This window comes from Polaribacter sp. Asnod1-A03, assembly GCF_045063585.1.
Lineage (GTDB): Bacteria > Bacteroidota > Bacteroidia > Flavobacteriales > Flavobacteriaceae > Polaribacter.
Genome location: NZ_JBEFOE010000009.1, coordinates 1,817,362 through 1,839,041, shown reverse-complemented (window position 1 = coordinate 1,839,041; position 21,680 = coordinate 1,817,362). Strand labels below are relative to the sequence as shown.

Annotated in this window: 21 protein-coding genes; 7 read left to right on the top strand and 14 right to left on the bottom strand. The window is 32.6% G+C overall.

The genetic code is table 11. The features are described from left to right. Position 1: 1 nt before the first annotated feature. From rpsQ to rpsL, 14 genes are all read right to left on the bottom strand, one after another. On the bottom strand, positions 2-259 hold the full coding sequence (gene rpsQ, locus ACJJVY_RS08515; protein WP_091891527.1) for a 30S ribosomal protein S17: 258 nt from the start codon (positions 257-259) through the stop codon (positions 2-4). A 20-nt stretch (positions 260-279) separates the two neighbouring features. Next, positions 280-471 carry a 50S ribosomal protein L29 gene (gene rpmC / locus ACJJVY_RS08510; protein ID WP_077809829.1) on the bottom strand — a complete coding sequence of 64 codons (192 nt, stop codon included), beginning with the start codon at positions 469-471 and terminating at the stop codon, positions 280-282. Between the two features lie 11 nt (positions 472-482). Continuing rightward, a complete protein-coding gene (gene rplP, locus ACJJVY_RS08505) occupies positions 483-914 on the bottom strand; it encodes a 50S ribosomal protein L16 (protein WP_405606854.1) in 432 nt (143 codons plus the stop codon). Positions 915-936: 22 nt separating this feature from the next. Continuing rightward, complete coding sequence (gene rpsC / locus ACJJVY_RS08500; protein WP_405606852.1) at positions 937-1,659, bottom strand: 30S ribosomal protein S3; 723 nt, start codon at positions 1,657-1,659, stop codon at positions 937-939. Between the two features lie 11 nt (positions 1,660-1,670). Beyond that, positions 1,671-2,075: a 50S ribosomal protein L22 gene (gene rplV / locus ACJJVY_RS08495; RefSeq protein ID WP_249981695.1), complete on the bottom strand. Its 405-nt coding sequence runs from the start codon at positions 2,073-2,075 to the stop codon at positions 1,671-1,673. A 6-nt stretch (positions 2,076-2,081) separates the two neighbouring features. Further along, positions 2,082-2,360 (bottom strand): 30S ribosomal protein S19, encoded by a 279-nt coding sequence (rpsS, locus tag ACJJVY_RS08490; RefSeq protein ID WP_109403430.1) that lies wholly within the window; start codon positions 2,358-2,360, stop codon positions 2,082-2,084. Positions 2,361-2,367: 7 nt separating this feature from the next. Then, a complete protein-coding gene (gene rplB, locus ACJJVY_RS08485) occupies positions 2,368-3,192 on the bottom strand; it encodes a 50S ribosomal protein L2 (protein WP_405606849.1) in 825 nt (274 codons plus the stop codon). 14 nt (positions 3,193-3,206) lie between these two features. Then, positions 3,207-3,497, bottom strand: a complete 291-nt coding sequence (gene rplW, locus ACJJVY_RS08480) for a 50S ribosomal protein L23 (protein WP_405606847.1) — start codon at positions 3,495-3,497, stop codon at positions 3,207-3,209. Positions 3,498-3,505: 8 nt separating this feature from the next. Further along, complete coding sequence (gene rplD, locus ACJJVY_RS08475; protein ID WP_405606845.1) at positions 3,506-4,135, bottom strand: 50S ribosomal protein L4; 630 nt, start codon at positions 4,133-4,135, stop codon at positions 3,506-3,508. After that, positions 4,135-4,752 carry a 50S ribosomal protein L3 gene (gene rplC / locus ACJJVY_RS08470; protein ID WP_405606843.1) on the bottom strand — a complete coding sequence of 206 codons (618 nt, stop codon included), beginning with the start codon at positions 4,750-4,752 and terminating at the stop codon, positions 4,135-4,137. The genes rplD and rplC overlap by 1 nt, the downstream gene beginning before the upstream one ends. Positions 4,753-5,038: 286 nt before the next feature. Next, a complete protein-coding gene (gene rpsJ / locus ACJJVY_RS08465; protein ID WP_068363283.1) occupies positions 5,039-5,344 on the bottom strand; it encodes a 30S ribosomal protein S10 in 306 nt (101 codons plus the stop codon). 18 nt (positions 5,345-5,362) lie between these two features. After that, positions 5,363-7,480: an elongation factor G gene (gene fusA, locus ACJJVY_RS08460; RefSeq protein WP_405606841.1), complete on the bottom strand. Its 2,118-nt coding sequence runs from the start codon at positions 7,478-7,480 to the stop codon at positions 5,363-5,365. Between the two features lie 5 nt (positions 7,481-7,485). After that, positions 7,486-7,965 (bottom strand): 30S ribosomal protein S7, encoded by a 480-nt coding sequence (rpsG, locus tag ACJJVY_RS08455; RefSeq protein WP_405606839.1) that lies wholly within the window; start codon positions 7,963-7,965, stop codon positions 7,486-7,488. A 26-nt stretch (positions 7,966-7,991) separates the two neighbouring features. Continuing rightward, positions 7,992-8,366, bottom strand: a complete 375-nt coding sequence (rpsL, locus tag ACJJVY_RS08450) for a 30S ribosomal protein S12 (RefSeq protein WP_018943587.1) — start codon at positions 8,364-8,366, stop codon at positions 7,992-7,994. 176 nt (positions 8,367-8,542) lie between these two features. Between rpsL and ACJJVY_RS08445 the strand changes: the two genes are divergently transcribed. From ACJJVY_RS08445 to ACJJVY_RS08415, 7 genes are all read left to right on the top strand, one after another. Continuing rightward, complete coding sequence (locus ACJJVY_RS08445) at positions 8,543-10,216, top strand: hypothetical protein (protein WP_405606837.1); 1,674 nt, start codon at positions 8,543-8,545, stop codon at positions 10,214-10,216. Positions 10,217-10,343: 127 nt separating this feature from the next. Then, on the top strand, positions 10,344-13,490 hold the full coding sequence (locus ACJJVY_RS08440) for a SusC/RagA family TonB-linked outer membrane protein (RefSeq protein ID WP_405606835.1): 3,147 nt from the start codon (positions 10,344-10,346) through the stop codon (positions 13,488-13,490). 10 nt (positions 13,491-13,500) lie between these two features. Further along, positions 13,501-14,955 (top strand): SusD/RagB family nutrient-binding outer membrane lipoprotein, encoded by a 1,455-nt coding sequence (locus ACJJVY_RS08435; RefSeq protein WP_405606833.1) that lies wholly within the window; start codon positions 13,501-13,503, stop codon positions 14,953-14,955. 218 nt (positions 14,956-15,173) lie between these two features. Then, positions 15,174-15,929 carry a 23S rRNA (guanosine(2251)-2'-O)-methyltransferase RlmB gene (rlmB, locus tag ACJJVY_RS08430; RefSeq protein ID WP_405606831.1) on the top strand — a complete coding sequence of 252 codons (756 nt, stop codon included), beginning with the start codon at positions 15,174-15,176 and terminating at the stop codon, positions 15,927-15,929. Positions 15,930-16,316: 387 nt separating this feature from the next. After that, a complete protein-coding gene (locus tag ACJJVY_RS08425; RefSeq protein WP_405606829.1) occupies positions 16,317-19,373 on the top strand; it encodes a SusC/RagA family TonB-linked outer membrane protein in 3,057 nt (1,018 codons plus the stop codon). A 12-nt stretch (positions 19,374-19,385) separates the two neighbouring features. Next, positions 19,386-20,795 carry a RagB/SusD family nutrient uptake outer membrane protein gene (locus tag ACJJVY_RS08420; protein WP_405606827.1) on the top strand — a complete coding sequence of 470 codons (1,410 nt, stop codon included), beginning with the start codon at positions 19,386-19,388 and terminating at the stop codon, positions 20,793-20,795. A 20-nt stretch (positions 20,796-20,815) separates the two neighbouring features. Continuing rightward, positions 20,816-21,679, top strand: coding sequence for a hypothetical protein (locus ACJJVY_RS08415; protein ID WP_405606825.1), 864 nt, complete (start codon positions 20,816-20,818; stop codon positions 21,677-21,679). Position 21,680: the final 1 nt, after the last annotated feature.

The following is a 21,680-nucleotide window of genomic DNA, read 5'->3' as shown; positions in this document are numbered from 1 at the left end:
ATTATTTAGCTCTTTCTAGGATTTCTACTAATCTCCAACGTTTAGATTTACTCATAGGTCTAGTTTCCATGATCCTAACAGTATCTCCTTCGTTGCAATCATTCTTTTCGTCGTGTGCAACATACTTTTTCGTTTTTAAAACGAATTTACCGTACATCGGGTGCTTAACTCTTTTCGTTTCTGATACAACAATAGACTTCTCCATTTTGCTACTAGAAACAACACCAATTCTCTCTTTTCTAAGATTTCTTTTTTCCATCTTTAAAACTGACTATAGAATTATTGTAATTCTCTTTTTGTTAATTCTGTTGCAATTCTTGCTACAGTTCTTCTTAAGCTTCTTAATTGCAACGGATTCTCCAAAGGAGTAATTGCATGTGCCATCTTAAGATCAGTATAATTCTTTTGCAACGCTCCAAGCTTCTCGTTAAGATCTGCTATAGATAATTCTTTTATTTCTGATTGTTTCATTTTACTTAGAATTATGCGTTAATATCAAAATCTCTTGCTACTACAAACTTCGTTTTTACCGGAAGTTTTTGTGCTGCTAAACGTAAAGCTTCTTTTGCAACATCTATTGGTACTCCACCAACTTCAAACAAAATTCTACCTGGTTTAATAACTGCAACAAAATGATCTGGTGCTCCTTTACCTTTACCCATACGTACTTCTAAAGGTTTCTTAGTAATAGGCTTGTCTGGAAAAATTTTAATCCATAACTGACCTTCTCTTTTCATATGACGAGTAGCCGCGATACGAGCTGCTTCAATCTGACGAGATGTTAATAAATTCTGGTCTACAGATTTGATACCAAACGTTCCGTTAGAAAGTTGATTTCCTCTACCAGAAATACCTGTCATATTTCCTTTTGCCTTCTGTACCTTACGGTATTTTACTCTTTTTGGCTGTAACATTTTTAATTTCTAATTTTAAAAATTATTTTCTTCTACGAGGTTGTTGACGTTTAGATCTGTCACCACCTTTAGCACCACCTTGTTTCTTAGACAAGCCAACTAATGGAGATAATTCTCTTTTACCATAAACCTCACCCTTCATAATCCATACTTTAATACCTAATCTTCCGTATTGAGTATGAGCTTCAACAAGTGCATAGTCGATATCTGCTCTAAAAGTAGAAAGAGGAATTCTACCTTCTTTATAATGCTCAGAACGCGCCATTTCAGCTCCATTTAAACGACCTGAAATTTGAATTTTAATTCCTTCAGCATTCATTCTCATTGTTGCTTGTATAGCCATCTTTACTGCTCTCTTGTAAGAAATTCTATTTTCAATTTGACGAGCAACACTAGTTGCAACTAATTTTGCATCTAATTCTGGACGTTTAATTTCAAAAATATTAATTTGAACTTCTTTACCTGTAATTTTCTTAAGCTCTTCTTTTAACTTGTCTACCTCTTGACCTCCTTTACCAATAATGATACCTGGACGTGCAGTAGTGATAGTAACGGTTACAAGTTTTAAAGTACGCTCTATAATTACTCTAGAAACACTTGCTTTAAATAATCTAGCACTAATGTACTTTCTTATTTTATCATCTTCAGCAATTTTATCTCCGTAGTCATTACCACCATACCAGTTAGATTCCCAACCTCTGATGATTCCTAAACGATTCCCTATTGGATTAGTTTTTTGTCCCATTTCTACTTTGATTAATTACTTAAATTTTTACTACCTAACTCTAAAGTAACGTGGTTAGATCTCTTACGAATTCTATGAGCACGCCCTTGTGGAGCTGGTCTTAATCTTTTTAACATTCCTGCGCTATCTACACAAATAGATTTAACGAATAATCCAGCGTCTTCTATAGATGCATCTTCATTTTTAGCTTGCCAGTTTGCAATAGCAGACAATAACAATTTTTCTAAATTTATAGATGCTTCTTTAGGGCTAAACTTTAAGATTTGTAAAGCCTTCTCAACTTCTACTCCTCTTACTTGATCTGCTACTAAACGCATTTTTCTTGGTGACGTAGGACAGTTAGTAAGCTTCGCGAAAGCACGTTGCTTTCTATCTGCTTTTAACTGATCTGCCATATTTTTTTTACGAACTCCCATTTCCTACTATTTTTTTCCTTTATTTTTTGCACCAGCGTGTCCTCTAAAAGAACGAGTTGGTGAAAATTCGCCTAATTTGTGCCCTACCATGTTTTCTGTAACATATACTGGTACAAACTGACGTCCGTTATGAACAGCAATAGTTTGTCCTACAAAATCTGGAGAAATCATACTTGCTCTAGACCAAGTTTTGATTACAGTTTTGTTACCAGCTTCTACATTAGCCAACACTTTTTTCTCTAATTTATAGTGAATGTAAGGTCCTTTTTTTAATGATCTTGCCATAACTTAATTATTTCTTTCTACGTTCGATAATGTACTTATTACTAGCTTTAGTCTTAGATCTAGTCTTAAATCCTTTAGCAGGAATACCATTTCTAGATCTTGGATGACCTCCAGAAGAACGTCCTTCACCACCTCCCATTGGGTGATCAACTGGATTCATTCTTACAGCGTTAACTCTTGGTCTTCTACCTAACCATCTTCTTCTACCAGCTTTACCAGAAACTAATAATTGATGATCTGAGTTAGACACAACACCAATAGTTGCAGTACATGTTAACAAGATTAATCTTGTTTCACCAGAAGGTAATTTTACAGTTGCATACTTACCATCTCTTGCCATTAATTGAGCAAAAGATCCTGCAGAACGAGCCATAACAGCTCCTTGACCAGGATGTAACTCAATACAACAAATTGTAGTTCCTAAAGGAATTTCACTTAAAGGCATTGCATTACCTATTTCTGGAGCGATTCCGCTACCTGAAACGATTGTTTGACCTACCTGTAAACCGTTTTGTGCAATTACATAACGTTTTTCTCCATCAGCATAACTAAGTAAAGCAATAAATGCTGTACGATTTGGATCGTACTCTATAGTTTTTACTGTTGCAGGGATACCGTTTTTATCTTTCTTAAAATCGATAATACGATATTTCTGTTTATGACCACCTCCGATATTACGAGTAGTCATTCTTCCCTGATTGTTTCGACCTCCAGATCGTTTTTTCGGAGCAAGTAAACTTTTCTCCGGCTTATCAGTTGTTATGGTGTCGAACCCATTTACAACTCTAAAACGCTGACCTGGTGTTATTGGTTTTAATTTTCTAACTGACATTCTGTCTTTTTTCCTTAAAGATTGTTATAAAAATCAATGCTTTCTCCTTCTGCTAATTGCACGATAGCCTTTTTGTACCCACTCTTAATACCAGTTACTAAACCTTTTTTAGTAAACTTAGTATTTCTTTGAATTGGATAATTTAAAGTTCTAACGCTAGATATAGAAACTCCATAAGCTTTTTCAACAGCTTCTTTAATTTCTAATTTATTAGCTTTTGTATCTACTACAAAAGAATAACGATTAAACAATTCGCTATCTCCTGTTGCTTTTTCCGTGATAATAGGTTTAATTAAAATACTCATTATGATCCCTATTTACTTAAGTTTGTATTAATTCCTTCTAAAGAACCTTCTGTTACAACAATCTTACTAGCGTTTAAAACACCGTAAGTATTTATTTCTGAAGCCTTAACTACTTTAGAATTTTTAATGTTACGAGACGATAAATACACATTTGCATTATCCCCTTCTAAAACAAATAATGATTTTTTAGTTTCTAACTCTAAAGCTTTTAACAAGTTTGTAAAGTTTTTTGTTTTTGGAGATTCAAAATTAAAATCTTCAATAACTACTAAATTCTCATCATTAGCTTGAATACTTAAAGCTGATTTACGAGCTAAACGCTTTAAGTTTTTATTCAATTTAAAAGAATAGTTTCTTGGTCTTGGTCCGAACATACGTCCTCCACCTCTAAAAACACCAGACTTGATAGAACCTGCTCTTGCAGTACCAGTTCCTTTTTGTTTTTTTATCTTTCTTGTAGAACCTGAAATTTCAGCTCTTTCTTTAGACTTATGAGTTCCTTGACGCTGATTAGCTAAGTACTGCTTTACATCTAAATAAATTGCATGATCATTTGGCTCTATTCCAAATACATCTTTAGAAAGTTCAACTTTTCTACCTGTATCTTTTCCTGTAATATCTAAAACTGCTACCTCCATTATTTCTGAATAGTTACAAAAGCATTTTTGTGTCCAGGAACCGCTCCTTTAACAACAAGTAAGTTCTTTTCAGCAACTACTTTTAACACTCTTAAGTTTTGAACTTTTACTTTATCTCCTCCCATTCTTCCTGCCATACGCATTCCTTTGAACACTCTTGCAGGATAAGAAGCAGCACCAATAGAACCCGGAGCTCTTAATCGGTTATGTTGACCGTGAGTAGCTTGACCTACACCACCAAATCCATGACGTTTTACAACACCCTGAAAACCTTTACCCTTAGAAACACCCGACACATCTACAAACTCACCTTCTTCAAAATGATCTACAGATATAGAATCCCCTAATTTATACTCTTCCTCAAACCCTTGAAATTCAACGACTTTTTTCTTAGCAGTGGTGCCAGCTTTTTTAAAGTGACCGTCTAACGATTTGTTAGAACTCTTCGCCTTTTTGTCATCGAAACCAAGTTGCAACGCATTGTATCCGTCAACCTCTTCGGTTCTGACTTGGGTGACAACGCAAGGACCTGCTTCGATTACAGTACAAGGAATATTCTTCCCGTTCTCGTCGAATAAGCTGGTCATTCCAATTTTTCTTCCTATTAACCCAGACATTTAGTTAAAATTTTAGACGATAAGTATTTTTTACCCAGCGCGTCTATTAATAATTATTTGTTTGAAACCATTGTTTCACTTAATCCTTTAAGTTTCGAACAAAAAAAACAGCGCAAACAAACTCAACGCTGATTTTGTTTTCTCCGTTTTTCCGTCGCGAAACGCTCTGGACATGTTACTATTATTGAATTTGACTTCAAAAATAGCATACCCTACTCTATTTCGGGTTGCAAAAGTATAAAAAACTTTCGGTTTAACAAAATTAAACCGAAAGTTAATTAAAAACTTAAACTTTTATCTCAACTTCTACACCACTTGGTAACTCAAGTTTCATTAAAGCATCAATAGTTTTTGAAGAAGAACTATAAATGTCTAATAATCTTTTGTAAGCAGCTAATTGAAATTGCTCTCTAGATTTTTTGTTTACGTGTGGAGAACGTAATACCGTAAAAATCTTTTTATGTGTTGGTAAAGGTATTGGACCATTTACTACAGCACCAGTACTCTTTACAGTCTTTACAATTTTTTCAGCAGATTTATCTACTAAATTGTAATCGTAAGACTTTAATTTTATTCTAATTTTTTGACTCATCTTAAATAATTTAGTGGATTAACCTTTAGATTTAGCAATAACTTCTTCAGATACACTAGAAGGAGTTTCAGCATAATGTGAAAATTCCATTGTAGAAGTAGCTCTACCAGAAGACATAGTTCTTAAAGCAGTAACATAACCAAACATTTCTGATAATGGCACTAACGCTTTTACAACTTTAGATCCATTACGATCACTCATGTCGTTTACTTGACCTCTTCTTCTATTTAAATCACCTACAATGTCACCCATATTTTCTTCTGGAGTTAACACTTCTAACTTCATTAAAGGTTCCATAATTTTAGCCTTAGCAGATTTTGCTGCAGCTTTATAACCCATTTTAGCAGCTAACTCAAAAGATAATGCATCAGAATCCACAGGGTGGAAAGAACCATCTTTTAATGTAACTTTCATAGAATCCATTTCATAACCTGCTAAAGGACCGTTTCTCATTGCTTCTTTAAAACCTTTCTCTACAGATGGTACAAATTCTCTAGGAACGTTACCACCTTTAATAATAGATTCAAATTGTAATCCTTGAACACCCTCATCAGCTGGCTCTATAGTAAAAACTATATCAGCAAATTTACCACGTCCACCAGATTGCTTTTTATAAACTTCTCTGTGATCTGCTGTTGCTGTAATAGCTTCTTTATATTCTACTTGAGGCTGACCTTGATTAACTTCTACCTTAAACTCACGCTTTAAACGATCTACAATTACATCTAAGTGTAACTCACCCATTCCAGAAATAATAGTCTGTCCTGAAGCTTCGTCTGAACGCACTGTAAATGTTGGATCTTCTTCAGCTAATTTACCTAAACCAATACCTAATCTATCAACATCTGCTTTTGTTTTAGGCTCTACCGCGATACCAATTACTGGATCAGGAAAATCCATAGACTCTAAAACAATAGGGTGTTCTTGAGAAGAAAGTGTATCTCCTGTTTTAATAGATTTAAAACCTACAGCAGCACCAATATCACCAGCTTCTATATAATCAATTGCGTTTTGCTTGTTAGCGTGCATTTGATAGATACGTGAAATACGTTCTTTTTTACCTGAACGATTATTTAAAACATAAGAACCAGCATCTAAACGACCAGAATATGCTCTAAAGAAAGCTAAACGACCTACAAAAGGATCAGTAGCAATTTTAAATGCTAAAGCAGCAAAAGGTTCTTTTACATCTGGCTTACGTAATTCTTTCTCTTCTGTATCTGGGTTTATACCAACAATACCTTCCTTATCCATTGGAGAAGGTAAGTATCGACAAACAGCATCTAAAAGAAACTGAACACCTTTGTTTTTAAATGCAGAACCACAAATCATAGGAATGATAGCCATATCCATTACAGCAGCTCTCAATGCTTTATGCACCTCTTCTTCTGTAATTGAATCTTCATCTTCCATAAATTTCTCTAAAAGATTCTCATCATAGCTTGCTACCTCTTCAATTAAAAGCGCACGATATTTACGAGCTTCTTCTTTCATATCTTCAGGAATTTCGATTACATCGAAAGTTGCTCCCTGAGTTTCATCATGCCATATAATAGCACGATTCTTTACTAAATCGATAATACCTTTAAACTCATCTTCGTCACCAATGTTTAAAACAATTGGCACCGCGTTAGACTTTAACATATCTTTTACTTGCTGACAAACTGCTAAAAAATCAGACCCTTGACGATCCATTTTATTAACAAATCCAATACGAGGTACTTTATAATTATCTGCCAATCTCCAGTTAGTTTCAGATTGAGGCTCAACACCATCTACCGCACTAAATAAGAAAACTAAACCATCTAATACACGTAAAGATCTATTTACTTCAACAGTAAAATCTACGTGACCAGGGGTATCAATAATATTAAAGTGATATCCTTTTGTATCAGGAGTTGGTTGCGCATTTTCCAAAGGAAATTGCCACTCACAAGTTGTAGCTGCAGAAGTAATTGTAATACCCCTTTCTTGCTCTTGCTCCATCCAGTCCATTGTAGCTGCACCATCATGCACTTCTCCAATCTTATGAGAAACACCTGTATAATACAATACACGTTCTGTAGTTGTTGTTTTACCAGCATCAATATGCGCAGCAATACCAATATTTCTTGTAAATTTTAAATCTCTAGCCATTTCTATTAAAATCTAAAGTGTGAGAATGCTTTGTTTGCTTCTGCCATTTTATGAGTATCAACTCTTTTCTTAACTGCAGCACCTTCTTCTTTAGCAGCCGCTAAAATCTCAGCAGCTAAACGCTGTGCCATAGTTTTTTCATTTCTCTTACGAGTATATAAAATCATCCATTTAATTGCCATAGACACCTTACGGTCTGGTCTAATTTGCATTGGAATTTGGAATGTTGCACCACCTACTCTACGAGATCTTACTTCTACGTGAGGCATTACATTAGACAAACCTTCTTTCCAGATTTCTAAAGCCGACTTTTCTTCGTCTTCTCCTTTTCTTTCTTCTACGATATCTAACGCATCATAAAATACTTTAAACGCTACTGACTTCTTACCACTCCACATTAAATTATTAACGAAACGTGTTACTAACTGATCATTAAACTTTGGATCCGGTAATAAGACTCTTTTTTTTGCTGCTCTTTTTCTCATGTCTTTACATTAAAAAAGTTACTAAATTACTTTTTTGGGCGTTTTGCTCCATACTTAGATCTACGTTGAGTTCTTCCCTCAACACCTGCTGTATCTAAAGCTCCACGTACCACGTGATATTTAACACCTGGTAAATCTTTTACCCTTCCACCTCTAACTAATACTATCGAGTGCTCTTGTAAGTTATGTCCTTCACCTGGAATGTATGCGTTTATCTCATTACCATTTGTTAATCTAACTCTGGCAACTTTACGCATTGCAGAATTAGGTTTCTTTGGTGTTGTAGTATAAACACGAGTACAAACTCCACGTCTTTGAGGACAAGACGACAAAGCAGCCGATTTACTCTTCTTAGTTATTTTGGTTCTTCCTTTACGAACTAATTGTTGAATAGTTGGCATACTAAATTATTACTGTTTTTCGTTTATAATTAAACCTTATCTCTTTTTTAAGAGTGCGCAAATGTACGACTATTTTCTAATTATTCAAATATCAGTGAGTTATTTTTTGTCAAAGAGGATTTTTATATTGAATTTTAGCTTTTTCCATTACATTTGACATTAATATTTTATCAATTTTGAACAAAAAAGCAACTCATTATATATATATACTTTTTACACTATTTTCTTTTAATGGATTTTTTGCCCAAGACTACATTTTAAAAATTACTTCTAATAAGGATTTAGAAAAATCAATCTTAAAAGACATAAATTACACAACTAACCATAATGACACGACATCAGTAAATTTAGAAATTAAAAAAGTTTCTTATTTTTTAAAAAAAGAAGGCTATTTTACAAATCAAATTGACAGTATAAAAAAGGAAGACAAACAACACATAGTATATTTTTCCTTATCAAAAAAAACAGAAGAAGCAATTATTAGGGTAAAAAATGACTACATACCTTTATTCAAAGAGACAGGATATGAAATTTCAAAAAACAGGCTCATTATCTCTACAGACAAGATTGAAAACATTTTATCTAAACTAACTTCAATATTAGACAATCAAGGGCAATCTTTCTCTACAGTACAGCTAGAAAACATTTTCATAGAAGATAATAAACTATTTGCTGATTTAAACATTAAACAATCAACTAAAAGAACAATTCAAAAAGTTACCATAAAAGATTATGAAGATTTCCCTAAATCATATTTAAAAAATTATTTTAACATTAAAAACAACACTGTATTTAGTAAAAATAAAATTGAAGAAATCTCGGAACTATCAAAAAACTTAGAATTTGTGAGAGAAATTAAAAAGCCAGAAGCTCTATTCACTAAAGACTCTACCTCATTATATATCTATTTAAAAAAAAGGCAAAATAATAGTTTTGACGGAATCTTAAACTTTGCTTCACAAGAAGAAGGAGAGATTACTTTTAACGGAAATGCAAATTTAAAATTAGTTAACACCCTAAACAAAGGAGAAGAATTTAGTATTTTATGGAACAGCATAGAGAAGGAAAGACAAGAATTGCAGATAAACATTAAAACCCCATACATTTTTAACTCTAAAATTAGTCCAGAAATTTCCTTTAACATATACAAACAAGACTCTAGTTATATAAACTCTAGTTTTGAATCAAAACTAAAATACAATATTAACAACAACTTAAAACTAGGTTTCAGCTACATTTCGGAGTCTTCAGAAAACTTAACTTCAAAAAATTTAACAACAAACTACGAATCTTTTACCAGTAATTTTTTCGGATTGAATTTCTCATACACAAAACACAAAAATGACTTATTTTTTAATAAAAAATTTCATTTAACAATAAATCCTTTTTTAGGAAAAAGAACAACAAACAAAAACTCTTCTAACCAATTAAAAATAAAAACAATAAGCTCATATATTTTGGATATAAATAATAGAAGTAGTATTTACATAAAAAATGAAATTGGTTATCTTTTTTCCGAATCTTACCTAACAAATGAGCTTTTTAGAATTGGAGGAGCAAATTCTATTAGAGGCTACACAGAACAAAGCATCTTTACAAACAAGTTCTCATACATCAACCTAGAGTATAGATATTTAACATCTAAAAAATCTTACCTGTACTCAATTTCAGATATAGGACAAGCAAAAATCAATAATTCTAATCAATTTTTTTTAGGATTAGGCCTCGGATACCTATTCACAACTAACAATTCACAAATTAACCTTAGTATAATCACATCAAAAAACAATTCAGAAAGCGTTGACTTAAAAAACATTAAACTACTAATCAGATGGAAAAATTTCTTTTAAATTCAATTAAAAAAAACACAACGTTTTAACTCATATTAACTATCAATTAACTCTTTTTAACAATTTTCATTGCATATTCAATAATAAAAACAGATATTTGAACCAATTAATTCAAATTTACTAAATAATGAAAACAAAGTTTAAAGGAATTTTAACGCTGTTACTAGCGTTTGTTGTGCAAATTACATTTGCACAAGAAAAAACAGTTTCTGGAACTGTATCAGACTTATCAGGCTCTCTACCTGGAGTTAGTATACTTTTAAAAGGAACTACAACAGGTACAGAAACTGATTTCGACGGTAAGTATTCCATCAAAGCTAAACAAGGAGATGTATTAAGTTTTAGCTATGTTGGTTACAAGACAGTAGAAAAAACAGTTGGAATCTCTAACACAATTAACGTAACATTAGAAGAAGATGCTAGTGTTTTAGATGAAATTGTAATTACAGGACAAGGTATTAAAAGAGATAAAAAATCTTTAGGATACTCTCAACAATCTGTAAAAGGAGCTGAACTTCAAAAAGGAAAACAGACAGATATTAACAATGCATTAGCAGGTAAAGTTGCCGGAGTACAAATTGTTGGTAACTCTTCTACTACATTTGGAAACTCACAAATAAAATTAAGAGGTGAAACTGGTGCATTATATGTTGTTGATGGTATAATTGTGTACTCTATTAGTGACATTAACACAGATAATATTGAGGACATGTCTGTATTGAAAGGTGCATCTGCAACAGCAATATATGGACCTGATGGTAGAGATGGTGTTATCATTATTACTACTAAAAGTGCCAAATCAGGAGCAGCTACATTTACAGTAGACCAAGCAACAACAATCAATAGAGTTGCAGCATTACCTAGCTATCAAAATGAATATGGTGGTGGTTATAGCCAAACTTTCAACACATTTACTTACGACCCATCAGTAGACCCTGATTCTTGGGCTTCTTTTGATGGAGATCTTTATCCTGATTTTTGGGCTGATGAATCTTGGGGACCTAAATTAGACGGAACAATGGTTCGTCATTGGGACTCTTGGATTGAAGGAGGTGAAGATTTTGGAAAAACTAGAGCTTGGTCTCCAACAACTAGTGATGTAGAAGATTTTTATGAAACAGGTATTACAAGTAATACAAACCTTTCTTTTGCAAAAGGAGGAGATGATTACAAAATAAGATCTTCTATATCTTTAATTGACCAAGGAGGTATTGTACCAAACTCTAACCAAAAAACTATTAACTTTGCTATTAACGCTACTTACGATGTATCAGATAAATTTGCACTTACTGCAATTGTAAACTATCAAGACAGAAGTACTTTAAACAACCCTGATCAAGGTTACGGAAACATAGGTTCTAACATGAACCAATGGTGGCAAAGACAATTAGATTTAAATCGATTAGAAAATTACGAAGTTGGCGGACAATTGGTTTCTTGGAACATCAGAGGACCTAGAGATGCTAGACCTTTATATTGGGATATGCCATATTTTCACTCTTACGAAAATATAAAAAACGATTACAAAAACACTACTTATGGTAAAGTTAGCGGTACCTATAAATTTAGTGAAAAATTCAGCGTATTAGGAGAAATTAGATCTACATTTAACTCTTACAGCGGTAATGATAGAGCAACAACAAAAAGTTTATTAGACACTGCATGGTACTCAGAATACTACTATAAAAATACTAAAGAACATTACTTTGGTATGGCAACATATACTGACAAATTTGCAGATGGAGACATTGATTTAAACGTTAATTTTGGAGGAGAAATTGTAAACAACGATTATTCTGAGACAGAATCTACTACCAATGGAGATTTAGCCATCCCTAATTTTTACAACCTAGCAGGCTCAACTGATGCAGTAACTACAGCTACAGAAATTAAACAAAGTAAAACAAGAGGTGCATACATAAAAGCATCAGTTGGTTACAAAAACATGCTATACCTTGATGGAGCTTACAGATTAGATTGGTCTTCTACAGCAAAAGCCGATGACAATAGAGTTGAAACTTTTGGGGTATCATCAAGTTTATTAGTTCATAAATTATTTGACAAAAGCGAAGCTATTTCTTTTGCAAAAGTAAGAGCAGGTTATGCGAGTGCACCATATTTTCCAGATCCTTATCAAATTTCAAGCACATACGATGCAGGAGACCTATACCAAGGTAATGGTACATTATCAGTTCCTACAACTCAAAACAATCCTGATTTAATTGGAGGTACAAGAAAAGAATTTGAAATTGGTACAGAATTAAAATTCATTAACAACAGAATAGGTTTAGATATTACTTATTTTGACAGGGTAGATGAAGACTTACCAACTGCTGTTTCTTTAGATGGGTCTACGGGTTACAATGATATTACCTTAAACTCAGGTAAAACAACATCAAAAGGTATTGAACTAGGTTTAAACGGTACTATTATAAAATCTGATGATTTTTCATGGGATTTAGCAGTTAATTTTGCTACTCTAGAAAAAAAGGTTGTAGAAATTTACCCAGGAATTGATGCATATAACATAAGTACTTATGGAACTGTAAGTTTACAAGCACGTGTTGGTGAAGAGTACGGGTTGTTCTACTCAACTGGTTTTGCAGAACATACAGACGGAAGTACTATTTTTACTAGTAGCGACAACTTTGCTATTCAATCAAATAAAAACCTTGGAAGTTTATTACCAGATTTTACAGGAGGTTTAAGTACTACATTCTCTTACAAAAACCTTGATTTATTTTTAGGTTTTGATGGACAAAAAGGAGGATTATATTACTCTAGAACAGAAAGATATATGGACCACTCTGGTTTAGCTGATTATACAGCAGGATTAAATGACAAAGGAAACCCTTTAAGAGACCCTGTTGCTAATGGTGGTGGTATTCATATTACTGGTGTATTGCAGACAGGAACAGATTCAGACGGAGTTCCAATTTCTGACGGGACTATAGTTGACAAATATGTAGACCCTCAAGCATATTATAATTTAGGTAACTTAGGTAATATATATGAAAACAACATACATGATGCAAGTTATGTTAAATTAAGAACCGTAAAAATGACTTACAACTTTAATACTGATGTTGTTGAAAAAATCGGCTTAACAAATGCTCAAATAAGTTTATTAGCAAATAATGTTTGGTTAATTTATTCTGACTTACCTTGGGTAGACCCATCTGAACTAGAAAAAAGAAATGAAGAAAATTGGGCTGAAGCAGGAACATTACCAATGACATCATCTTACGGTATTAATTTAAAATTAACATTCTAAAAAAAATAACATGAATAATATATTAAAAAAGACAATATTATTGTTGTGTGTTTCATTAATCTATAGCTCTTGTGACACTGTTGATTTTGGAAACGTAAATGACAATCCTAACGGCCCCACTGCCGCAGTAACATCGCAGTTATTAACTGAAGCTCAAAAAACAGTTTCCGACATAGGTACTGACATAACAGGTGTTTTATTTACTCAACAGCTAACAGAAGGACAATACCCTGGACAATCTAGATATGCAACTCTAACTTATAATTATAACGGCTACTATACAGGAGCAATCCAAAATTTAAATGAAATAATCAAAATTAATACTGACCCTGAAACAGCAGGAGAAGCTGAAGCTTTTGGAAATACTGATAACCAAATAGCAACAGCTAAAATATTAAGAGCATTTATACTTCAATTTATGACTGATAGCTGGGGAGCATTACCTTGGACAGAAGCTTTCCAAGGAATCGATTTTGCTCAACCAAAATTTGAAACACAAGAAGAATTGTATACAATAATGTTTACGGAAATAGAAGAAGCTATAAGTTTAATTAGTACTACTTCTACAGGACCAGTTGGCGATATTATTTTTGAAGGTGACATGAGTAGATGGTTAGTTTTTGCTAATTCTTTAAAAATGACAATGGCTCTTAGAATTTCTGATGTAAATCCTACTTTAGCTCAAACTAAATTTGAAGAAGTAATTGCATCTGGTAATTATATCTCTTCTAATGATGAAAATATAGAATACAATTATACATCTGATGATGCTGGTGATAGCCCATGGCACGATAGATTTAAAACAAGAGAAGATTATATTATGTCTGAAGCAATGGTTGGATTCTTAAGAGACAACCTAGACCCTAGATTATTTAAATATGGAGAACCTGCTAGAGACTCTATCTTCCCTAACCCAGTTTTCCCTGACGATGCTGATGCTGGTTATGTAGGAGCACCAGACGGAAATGTAAACGGTAATGTACCATCATACTCTTTTCCACCTTCTATAATAATTTATGATGATAATACATTCCCTACACCTATTTACACCTCTGCTCAAATGAAATTATCTATGGCAGAAGCAGCTTTAAAAGGTTGGAATGTTGGTGGAGATACTGCTGAGACTTTATTTAGTGAAGGTATTACAGATTCTATGACTTATTGGGGTGTAGATGAAGCTGATATTACTTCATACTTAAACGCACATACTTCTGTTACAATATTGGACATCGCTTATGAAAAGTACATTGCTTTATACCTAAACGGTCAAGAAGGTTGGTCTGAATGGAGAAGATTAGATGCACCAGCACTAACTCCTTCTGAATACGCAGGGGATCCTAGAATTCCGGTTAGACTTGCTTACGACTCTTCCGTACAAGATAATAACGCAGAAAACTATAGCGCCATAATAGCTATCCAAGGTACAGATGATTTGCACACCAAATTATGGTGGGATGTAAATTAATCTAACAACCACATTTAATTAATAATAAAAACCAGAACATTTATTTGTTCTGGTTTTTTATTGCTAAAAATTGAATACAAAATAAAAAAGACAGTTCTATTTTGAATAACTTTAAAATAATCACAAGAGTATTAAAAAGCACTATATTAAAAAAAACAAACAACCCCTCTACATTTTTTTTTATTTAATAATATTAATTTTTAACATACATTTGCAAAATGGAGAATAAAACAGAAACAACAAACATCTTTGGAATAAGAGCTATAATTGAAGCGATCGAAAGTGGATCAACAATCAATAAAATTTATTTACAAAAAGGCTTAAGAGGTAATTTGTTTTTTGAACTTGATAAATTAATCAAGACAAATAAACTTACCACAAGCATGGTTCCTGTCGAAAAACTAGATAGATTATCTAAAAACAACAACCACCAAGGTGCTGTAGCACAAATTTCTCCTGTTGAATTCTTTGACCTAGAAGAACTAATTGAAAAAACGGTTAAAGAAAACAAAGTTCCTTTATTTTTACTATTAGATCAATTATCAGATGTTCGTAATTTTGGAGCAATTATTAGAACAGCAGAATGCACAGGTGTAAACGGTATTATTATTCAAAAAAATGGTAGCGCTCCTGTAAACGCAGAAACAATAAAAACTTCTGCCGGAGCAGCTTTTAAAATGCCAATTTGTAGAGTTGATCACATTAAAGATGCATTATTCTTATTACAAGCATCAGATATTAAAACAGTAGCTGCTACAGAAAAAACAGAAGATTCTGTTTATAGCATTAACTTTAACCAACCAATAGCTATTATAATGGGATCTGAACATCGAGGTGTTAATCCATCTATTTTAAAAATGGTAGACCATAAAGCTAAACTACCTTTATTAGGAGAAATAGCCTCATTAAACGTATCAGTTGCATGCGGAGCTTTCTTATATGAAACTGTAAGACAAAGATCTTTACAGCATTAGAAATCAACTACAAAAAACAACTAATATTTTTAATAAAAAGAGTTAAATAGCGATATTTAGCTCTTTTTTTTGTACATCAAATTCATAAAAACAAAAATTAAGTTGATAATTTTAACAACAAAATCAATCCCCCTTAATACTTTACATTTATTCTAAAAACTTTACAGCCTAATAAAAAAATTTAACGACTTTAAAGAAATTCAAATAATAATAATAATAATAATAAAACAAAGAAAAAAGAATAACATTCCTAAAAACTGATTTATACTTCAAAAAAAAGAGAATATCAGAATTCGGTTTCTTTCAACAAGATATTTAATGTTAAATAATTGTTTTATTAAGATAATTTTAAGATTTTTGACCTTAATTAATTCAAATAATTATAAAATGAAGACAAAGTTTAATGGATTTCTAACGCTACTATTAGCGTTAGTCGTGCAAATTTCATTTGCGCAAGAAAAGACTATTTCCGGTACGGTTTCTGACGAATCAGGGGTTTTACCAGGTGTTAGTATTTTGGTTAAAGGTACTGACAAAGGTACAGAAACAGATTTTGATGGTAAATTTAGTATCAAAGCTAAATCTGGAGATGTATTAATTTTCAGATACCTTGGCTATAAAACTAGCGAAAAAACAGTCGGATCAAATAGTACTCTTAATGTAACTTTAATTGAAGGTGGAGAACAACTTGAAGAAGTTGTGGTTTTTGGTTATACGAATAAAAAAAGAGGAGAATTATCATCCGCAGTATCTTCTGTAACTTCTGCTCAATTAGAAAAACAAACGAATAGTGTAAGTATTGACAATGCTTTACAAGGTGTCGCTACAGGTGTACAGGTAACAGCGCAAAATGGTAAACCAGGTAATGCAGCTTTTGTAAGAATTAGAGGTATTGGGTCTATTAATGCTGGTAGTGAGCCATTATACCTTTTAGATGGTATTCAAGTAGATGAAGATGATATTATTGGTATAAACCCTTCAGACATTGCAAGAATGGATGTTCTTAAAGATGCTGCAAGTACAGCTATATACGGAGCAAGAGGTTCTAATGGTGTAGTTGTAATTACTACTAAGAAAGGTAAATCTGGTAAAGCACAAATCAGATTACAGACAAGGTTAGGTATGGCTACGGAAGCGAAAAGAAATTTCGAAATGATGAATGCTAAACAAAAACTTGATTATGAAAGAGCTATTGGTGTAGGAACAGGTGCTGGTGTTCTTTTGCAAAGTGAATGGGACCAATTAATATCTCAAGATCATGATTGGTCTGATGATTTATTAAAAGATGCAGAAATAACTTCTTTAAACTTATCTGTAACTGGTGGAGATGAAAAATTAACTTACTTTATGTCAATTGCAAATGACACAAATACAGGTATTATTGAAGGAATAGAAAGTGCTTTTAAAAGAACTTCTGCTAGATTAAACGTTGGTTATAAAGCTGCTGATTGGTTAAATTTAAGTACAAATGTATCTTTTTCTACTTCTAATGATCAAGACCCTAGAGATAGAAATAACGTTCAAAACCCTGTAAACGGACGTTTTACTGCAAACCCATATGAACCTGTTTATTTAACAGATGAAAATGGAAATCGTATTGCTGATTTAAGAGGTCAAGATACATACAACCCAACACACAGCGGGTTAAACTCTTTAGAACAAATTAGAGCTAATCAAGACGATGATACTGATAATAGATTTTTTGGAACTTTTAAAGCAGACATAAAATTCAATGATAATTTCTCTTACCAATTTGGTAGTAACGTTAGTTATTTTAACACTATTAATAGAGGTATTTTACATGCTGGTTCTGCTTTAGATTTAATTTTCTACGGTACACCTACAGGTACTTCAGATGTTTTTAATTCAAGTACTTTTCAATACTCACTTTTAAACAAATTAAATTTTAATAAAACATTTAATGAAAAACATTCTGTAAATGCTACTGTTTTTATGGAATATTTAGATTGGTATAATGAAAACTCTTATGCAAGATCTTCTGGTTTTGTAATTAATGGACCTACTACCATTGATGCAGGTTCTACACCTAATACAACTTCAGGATCTAATAGTGCTAGAACATTATATTCTATTGCTGGTAGTGTAGACTACATATTTGATGATAAATATATAGTAAATGCAACAGTAAGAAGAGATGGTTCTTCTAGGTTTGGAGCTAATACAAAATACGGAACATTTTGGGGAGCAAGTGCAGCTTGGAATATAAGTAAAGAAGATTTCTTTTCTGATTTATCAAACACTGTTAGTAACCTTAAATTAAGGCTTAACGCAGGTACTTCTGGTAATGACCAGATAGGTACTAACCCATCTATCACTACCTATGGTTTTAGTGCATATGACGGAAGTACAGCTACTAGACCATCTAACTTTGGAGACCCAAACTTAGGATGGGAAGAAAGTTTTACTTATGGAGCTGGTATAGAGTTTGGTTTATTTAACAATAGAATTACAGGTGTTGTAGATTACTATAAAAAGAATACAACCAATTTATTATTAGACGTACCTGTTAGTACAATACAAGGTGGTGGATCTATATTTAAAAACATCGGAGAAATAGAAAACTCTGGATGGGAATTTGAATTAAGAGGAGATATCATTAGAAAAGGGGATTTTAAATGGAATGCCGGTGTAACTTTTAGTACATATGACTCTAAAGTTCTAAAATTAGCAACAGAAGATGATTTAACTGTAGATTATGCTAACTATACTACTTTAAGAGTTGGAGAAGAAGTTCACTCTTTTTTCTTATCTAGATATGTTGGTGTAAACCCTGCAAACGGACAAGCTCTTTTCTTAGATGAAAATGATAATGTTACTACGAGTAATACAGGTAATGTTTTATTAAGTGGTAAAACACCATTTGCTCAGTTTGACGGTGGTTTCAATACAAGTATCTCTTATAAAGGAATTGATGTTACTGCAGACTTTTACTTTAAAGGAGGTAATTATATTATGAATGTTGTAGAGGCACAACACTTATCTGATGGTACATCTTTAGACAATCAAAGAGTTGATGCATTCAATTACTGGAAAAACCCAGGAGATACAAATGTACTACCAAACCCTGTTGCAAACGGTTATTTAGGGAGTACTAATGCAAATATTGGTTCAGTATCAAGTAGCACAAATAGTACAAGATATTTACAAAGAGGAGATTATTTAAGATTAAGAAACTTACAAGTTGGTTATTCTTTACCTTCTGAGTATTTAGAAAAAGTACCTTTCTCTCAAATAAGATTCTATGCATCTGGTACAAATTTATGGACATATATTCCTTACTACAAAGGAGACCCAGAAGTAGGTATTGGTTCTGCTGAATCTAACCCTGGTAGTTCTACAAGAACTCAAATACCTGGTGAGTATAGTTTAAATAGTTACCCAACATTAAGAACTATTTCTATTGGTTTAGATCTTAAATTTTAAAAAATAAAAAAAATGAAAAAATATATAATATTATTGCTTTTAGTTGTCACAGCTATTTCTTGTGATGATAGGCTTGATACCTTCCCTACCTCTACAGTAGCAACTGAAGAAGCATTTAGAAACGAAGGTGACTTTACAAACGCCATGAACGGTGCATATTTAGCAATGTTAACAGGTACTTATTACGATGGTAGTATGCAATTAAGAGACATTCTTACAGATAATTTAATTATAAGTAGAGAAGGTAGATTATCTTTTAAACAAGCTCACGATTGGTTATACGATGAAAATTATAGTACATTTCATTCTACTTCTGCGTACGCAGCAATTAGAAATGTAAACACATTAATTGCAAATCTAGATATAATTGATGATGGTGATTTTAAAGATAATATTTTAGGGGAAGCACTAGCTGTAAGAGCATTAGCTCATTTTGATATCATTAAGTATTACGGAGAAATCCCTACTCAATCATCTAGTTCAAATAGTTCATTGGCTATGCCATATATAACAATTGCTGATATTAATGATTTACCAAGTAGAGACTTGACAATTGCTGAATATTATCAAAAAATTGTAGACGATTTAACAGCTGCAGCTGACTTAATCAATACTTCTAACGGAGTACATCAAATGGGAGCAGATGCTGTATACGGAATCTTAGCGAACGTATATTTACACATGGGAGAAATGTCTTCTGCAGTAGATGCTGCTAATAAAGTAAGTACAACTGTTGCTAGCCGTGATAGTTTTACAGGAGTTTGGGATGATACTGACCAATCTGGTGTAATTTTTTCTTTAGCTAATGATGATGTTTCTGATGTTGGTATCGGTGTATATTATAACCAAACTACAGGTGGTATAAAAGATGAATATGTGCCTTCTTATGATTTTTATCAATTATTTCAAGATACAGACATTAGAAAAAGTGCTTATATTTTAACAGGTGATTTTGAAGGTAACACATTTAATCATGTTATTAAATGGTACTCAAGCCCTTCAACTACAAGTTTAGGTGTAGTTGATGCTAAAGTTTTAAGAGCTGCAGAAGTTATGTTAATCAAAGCAGAAGCTTTAGCTGAGTTAGGAAATGATGCAGAAGCTCTTGTAGCTTTAGATGAAGTTAGATCTAACAGATATAGTAATTTTGTATCTGGAGGAGAAATAGGTGATGGTCTTAAAGCTGCTATACAATTAGAAAGAAGATTAGAATTAGCTTTTGAAGGGTCTAGATTTACAGACTTAAAAAGAAAAGGTTTGCCTGTGGTAAGATCTTCTTTTGGTCAATATGCTGATGGAACAGGTACTGCTACAGATTTCTTAACACTTCCTGCAGGAGATTACCGTTTCAATTTCCCAATTCATACAAATGAATTAAATCTTAATCCTAACATGGTACAAACCACTGGTTACGAAAATTAATAATTTTAAATTATAAAGAAATGAAAAAAATATTAACAATAATTGCTATTGTTGCCTTATTTATATCGTGCGATGAAAGCAAGGAAACGATAGATACATTATCATTCCCTACAGACTCTTTTGTATCTTTTTCTGATACATCAATATCAGTATTAGAATCTAATACAGAAATTATAGATGTCGTTTTAAATTTATCTACATCAAAAGATGCAGCGACATCACCAACGACCGTTAGTTATACAATAACTTCTGAAAACGCTATAGAAGGTGTACATTACAATATTCTAGATGGAAAAACTAGTTTTGATTTACCTGCTGGTATTTTTTCTGATTCATTACAAATTCAACCAATTGATAACTCTGATGAAGATGGTGATAAAGTAATTACAATTACTTTAACTGACGCTCCTGTAGGACTAGGCTTTCCTGGACCTGACGGAATAGGTCAAACAATTAATTTAACCTTACAAGATGATGATTGTGCATTTAGCTTAGAAAGTTTAGGTGCAGCTGCTTGGTCAGGTGCAGATAATGCTACAGGCAGCGAAGGGCCAAATGCATCTCTCATACAAACATCTTTTGATGGTACTGACTTATTAATTGAAGGTTTAAGTTATGGTTGGTTAACTAATACAGGGTATTGGGACGAAGTAGTTGTAGTAAGTAATAAAGTAATAGTAGAGTTAGACCTAATTACAGGTGCTATCAATATTCCTTTACAAGAACTTTGTGAAACTACTTGGGTTGGAGATGCACAACCCCCTTATAGCATAGAAGCAACAGGAATCTACACTTCTTGTTCAGAAACTATGGTATTAAACTATAATTTATATCAAAATGGGGCAATATTAAGATCATATACAGAAACCATAACTAAAAACTAAA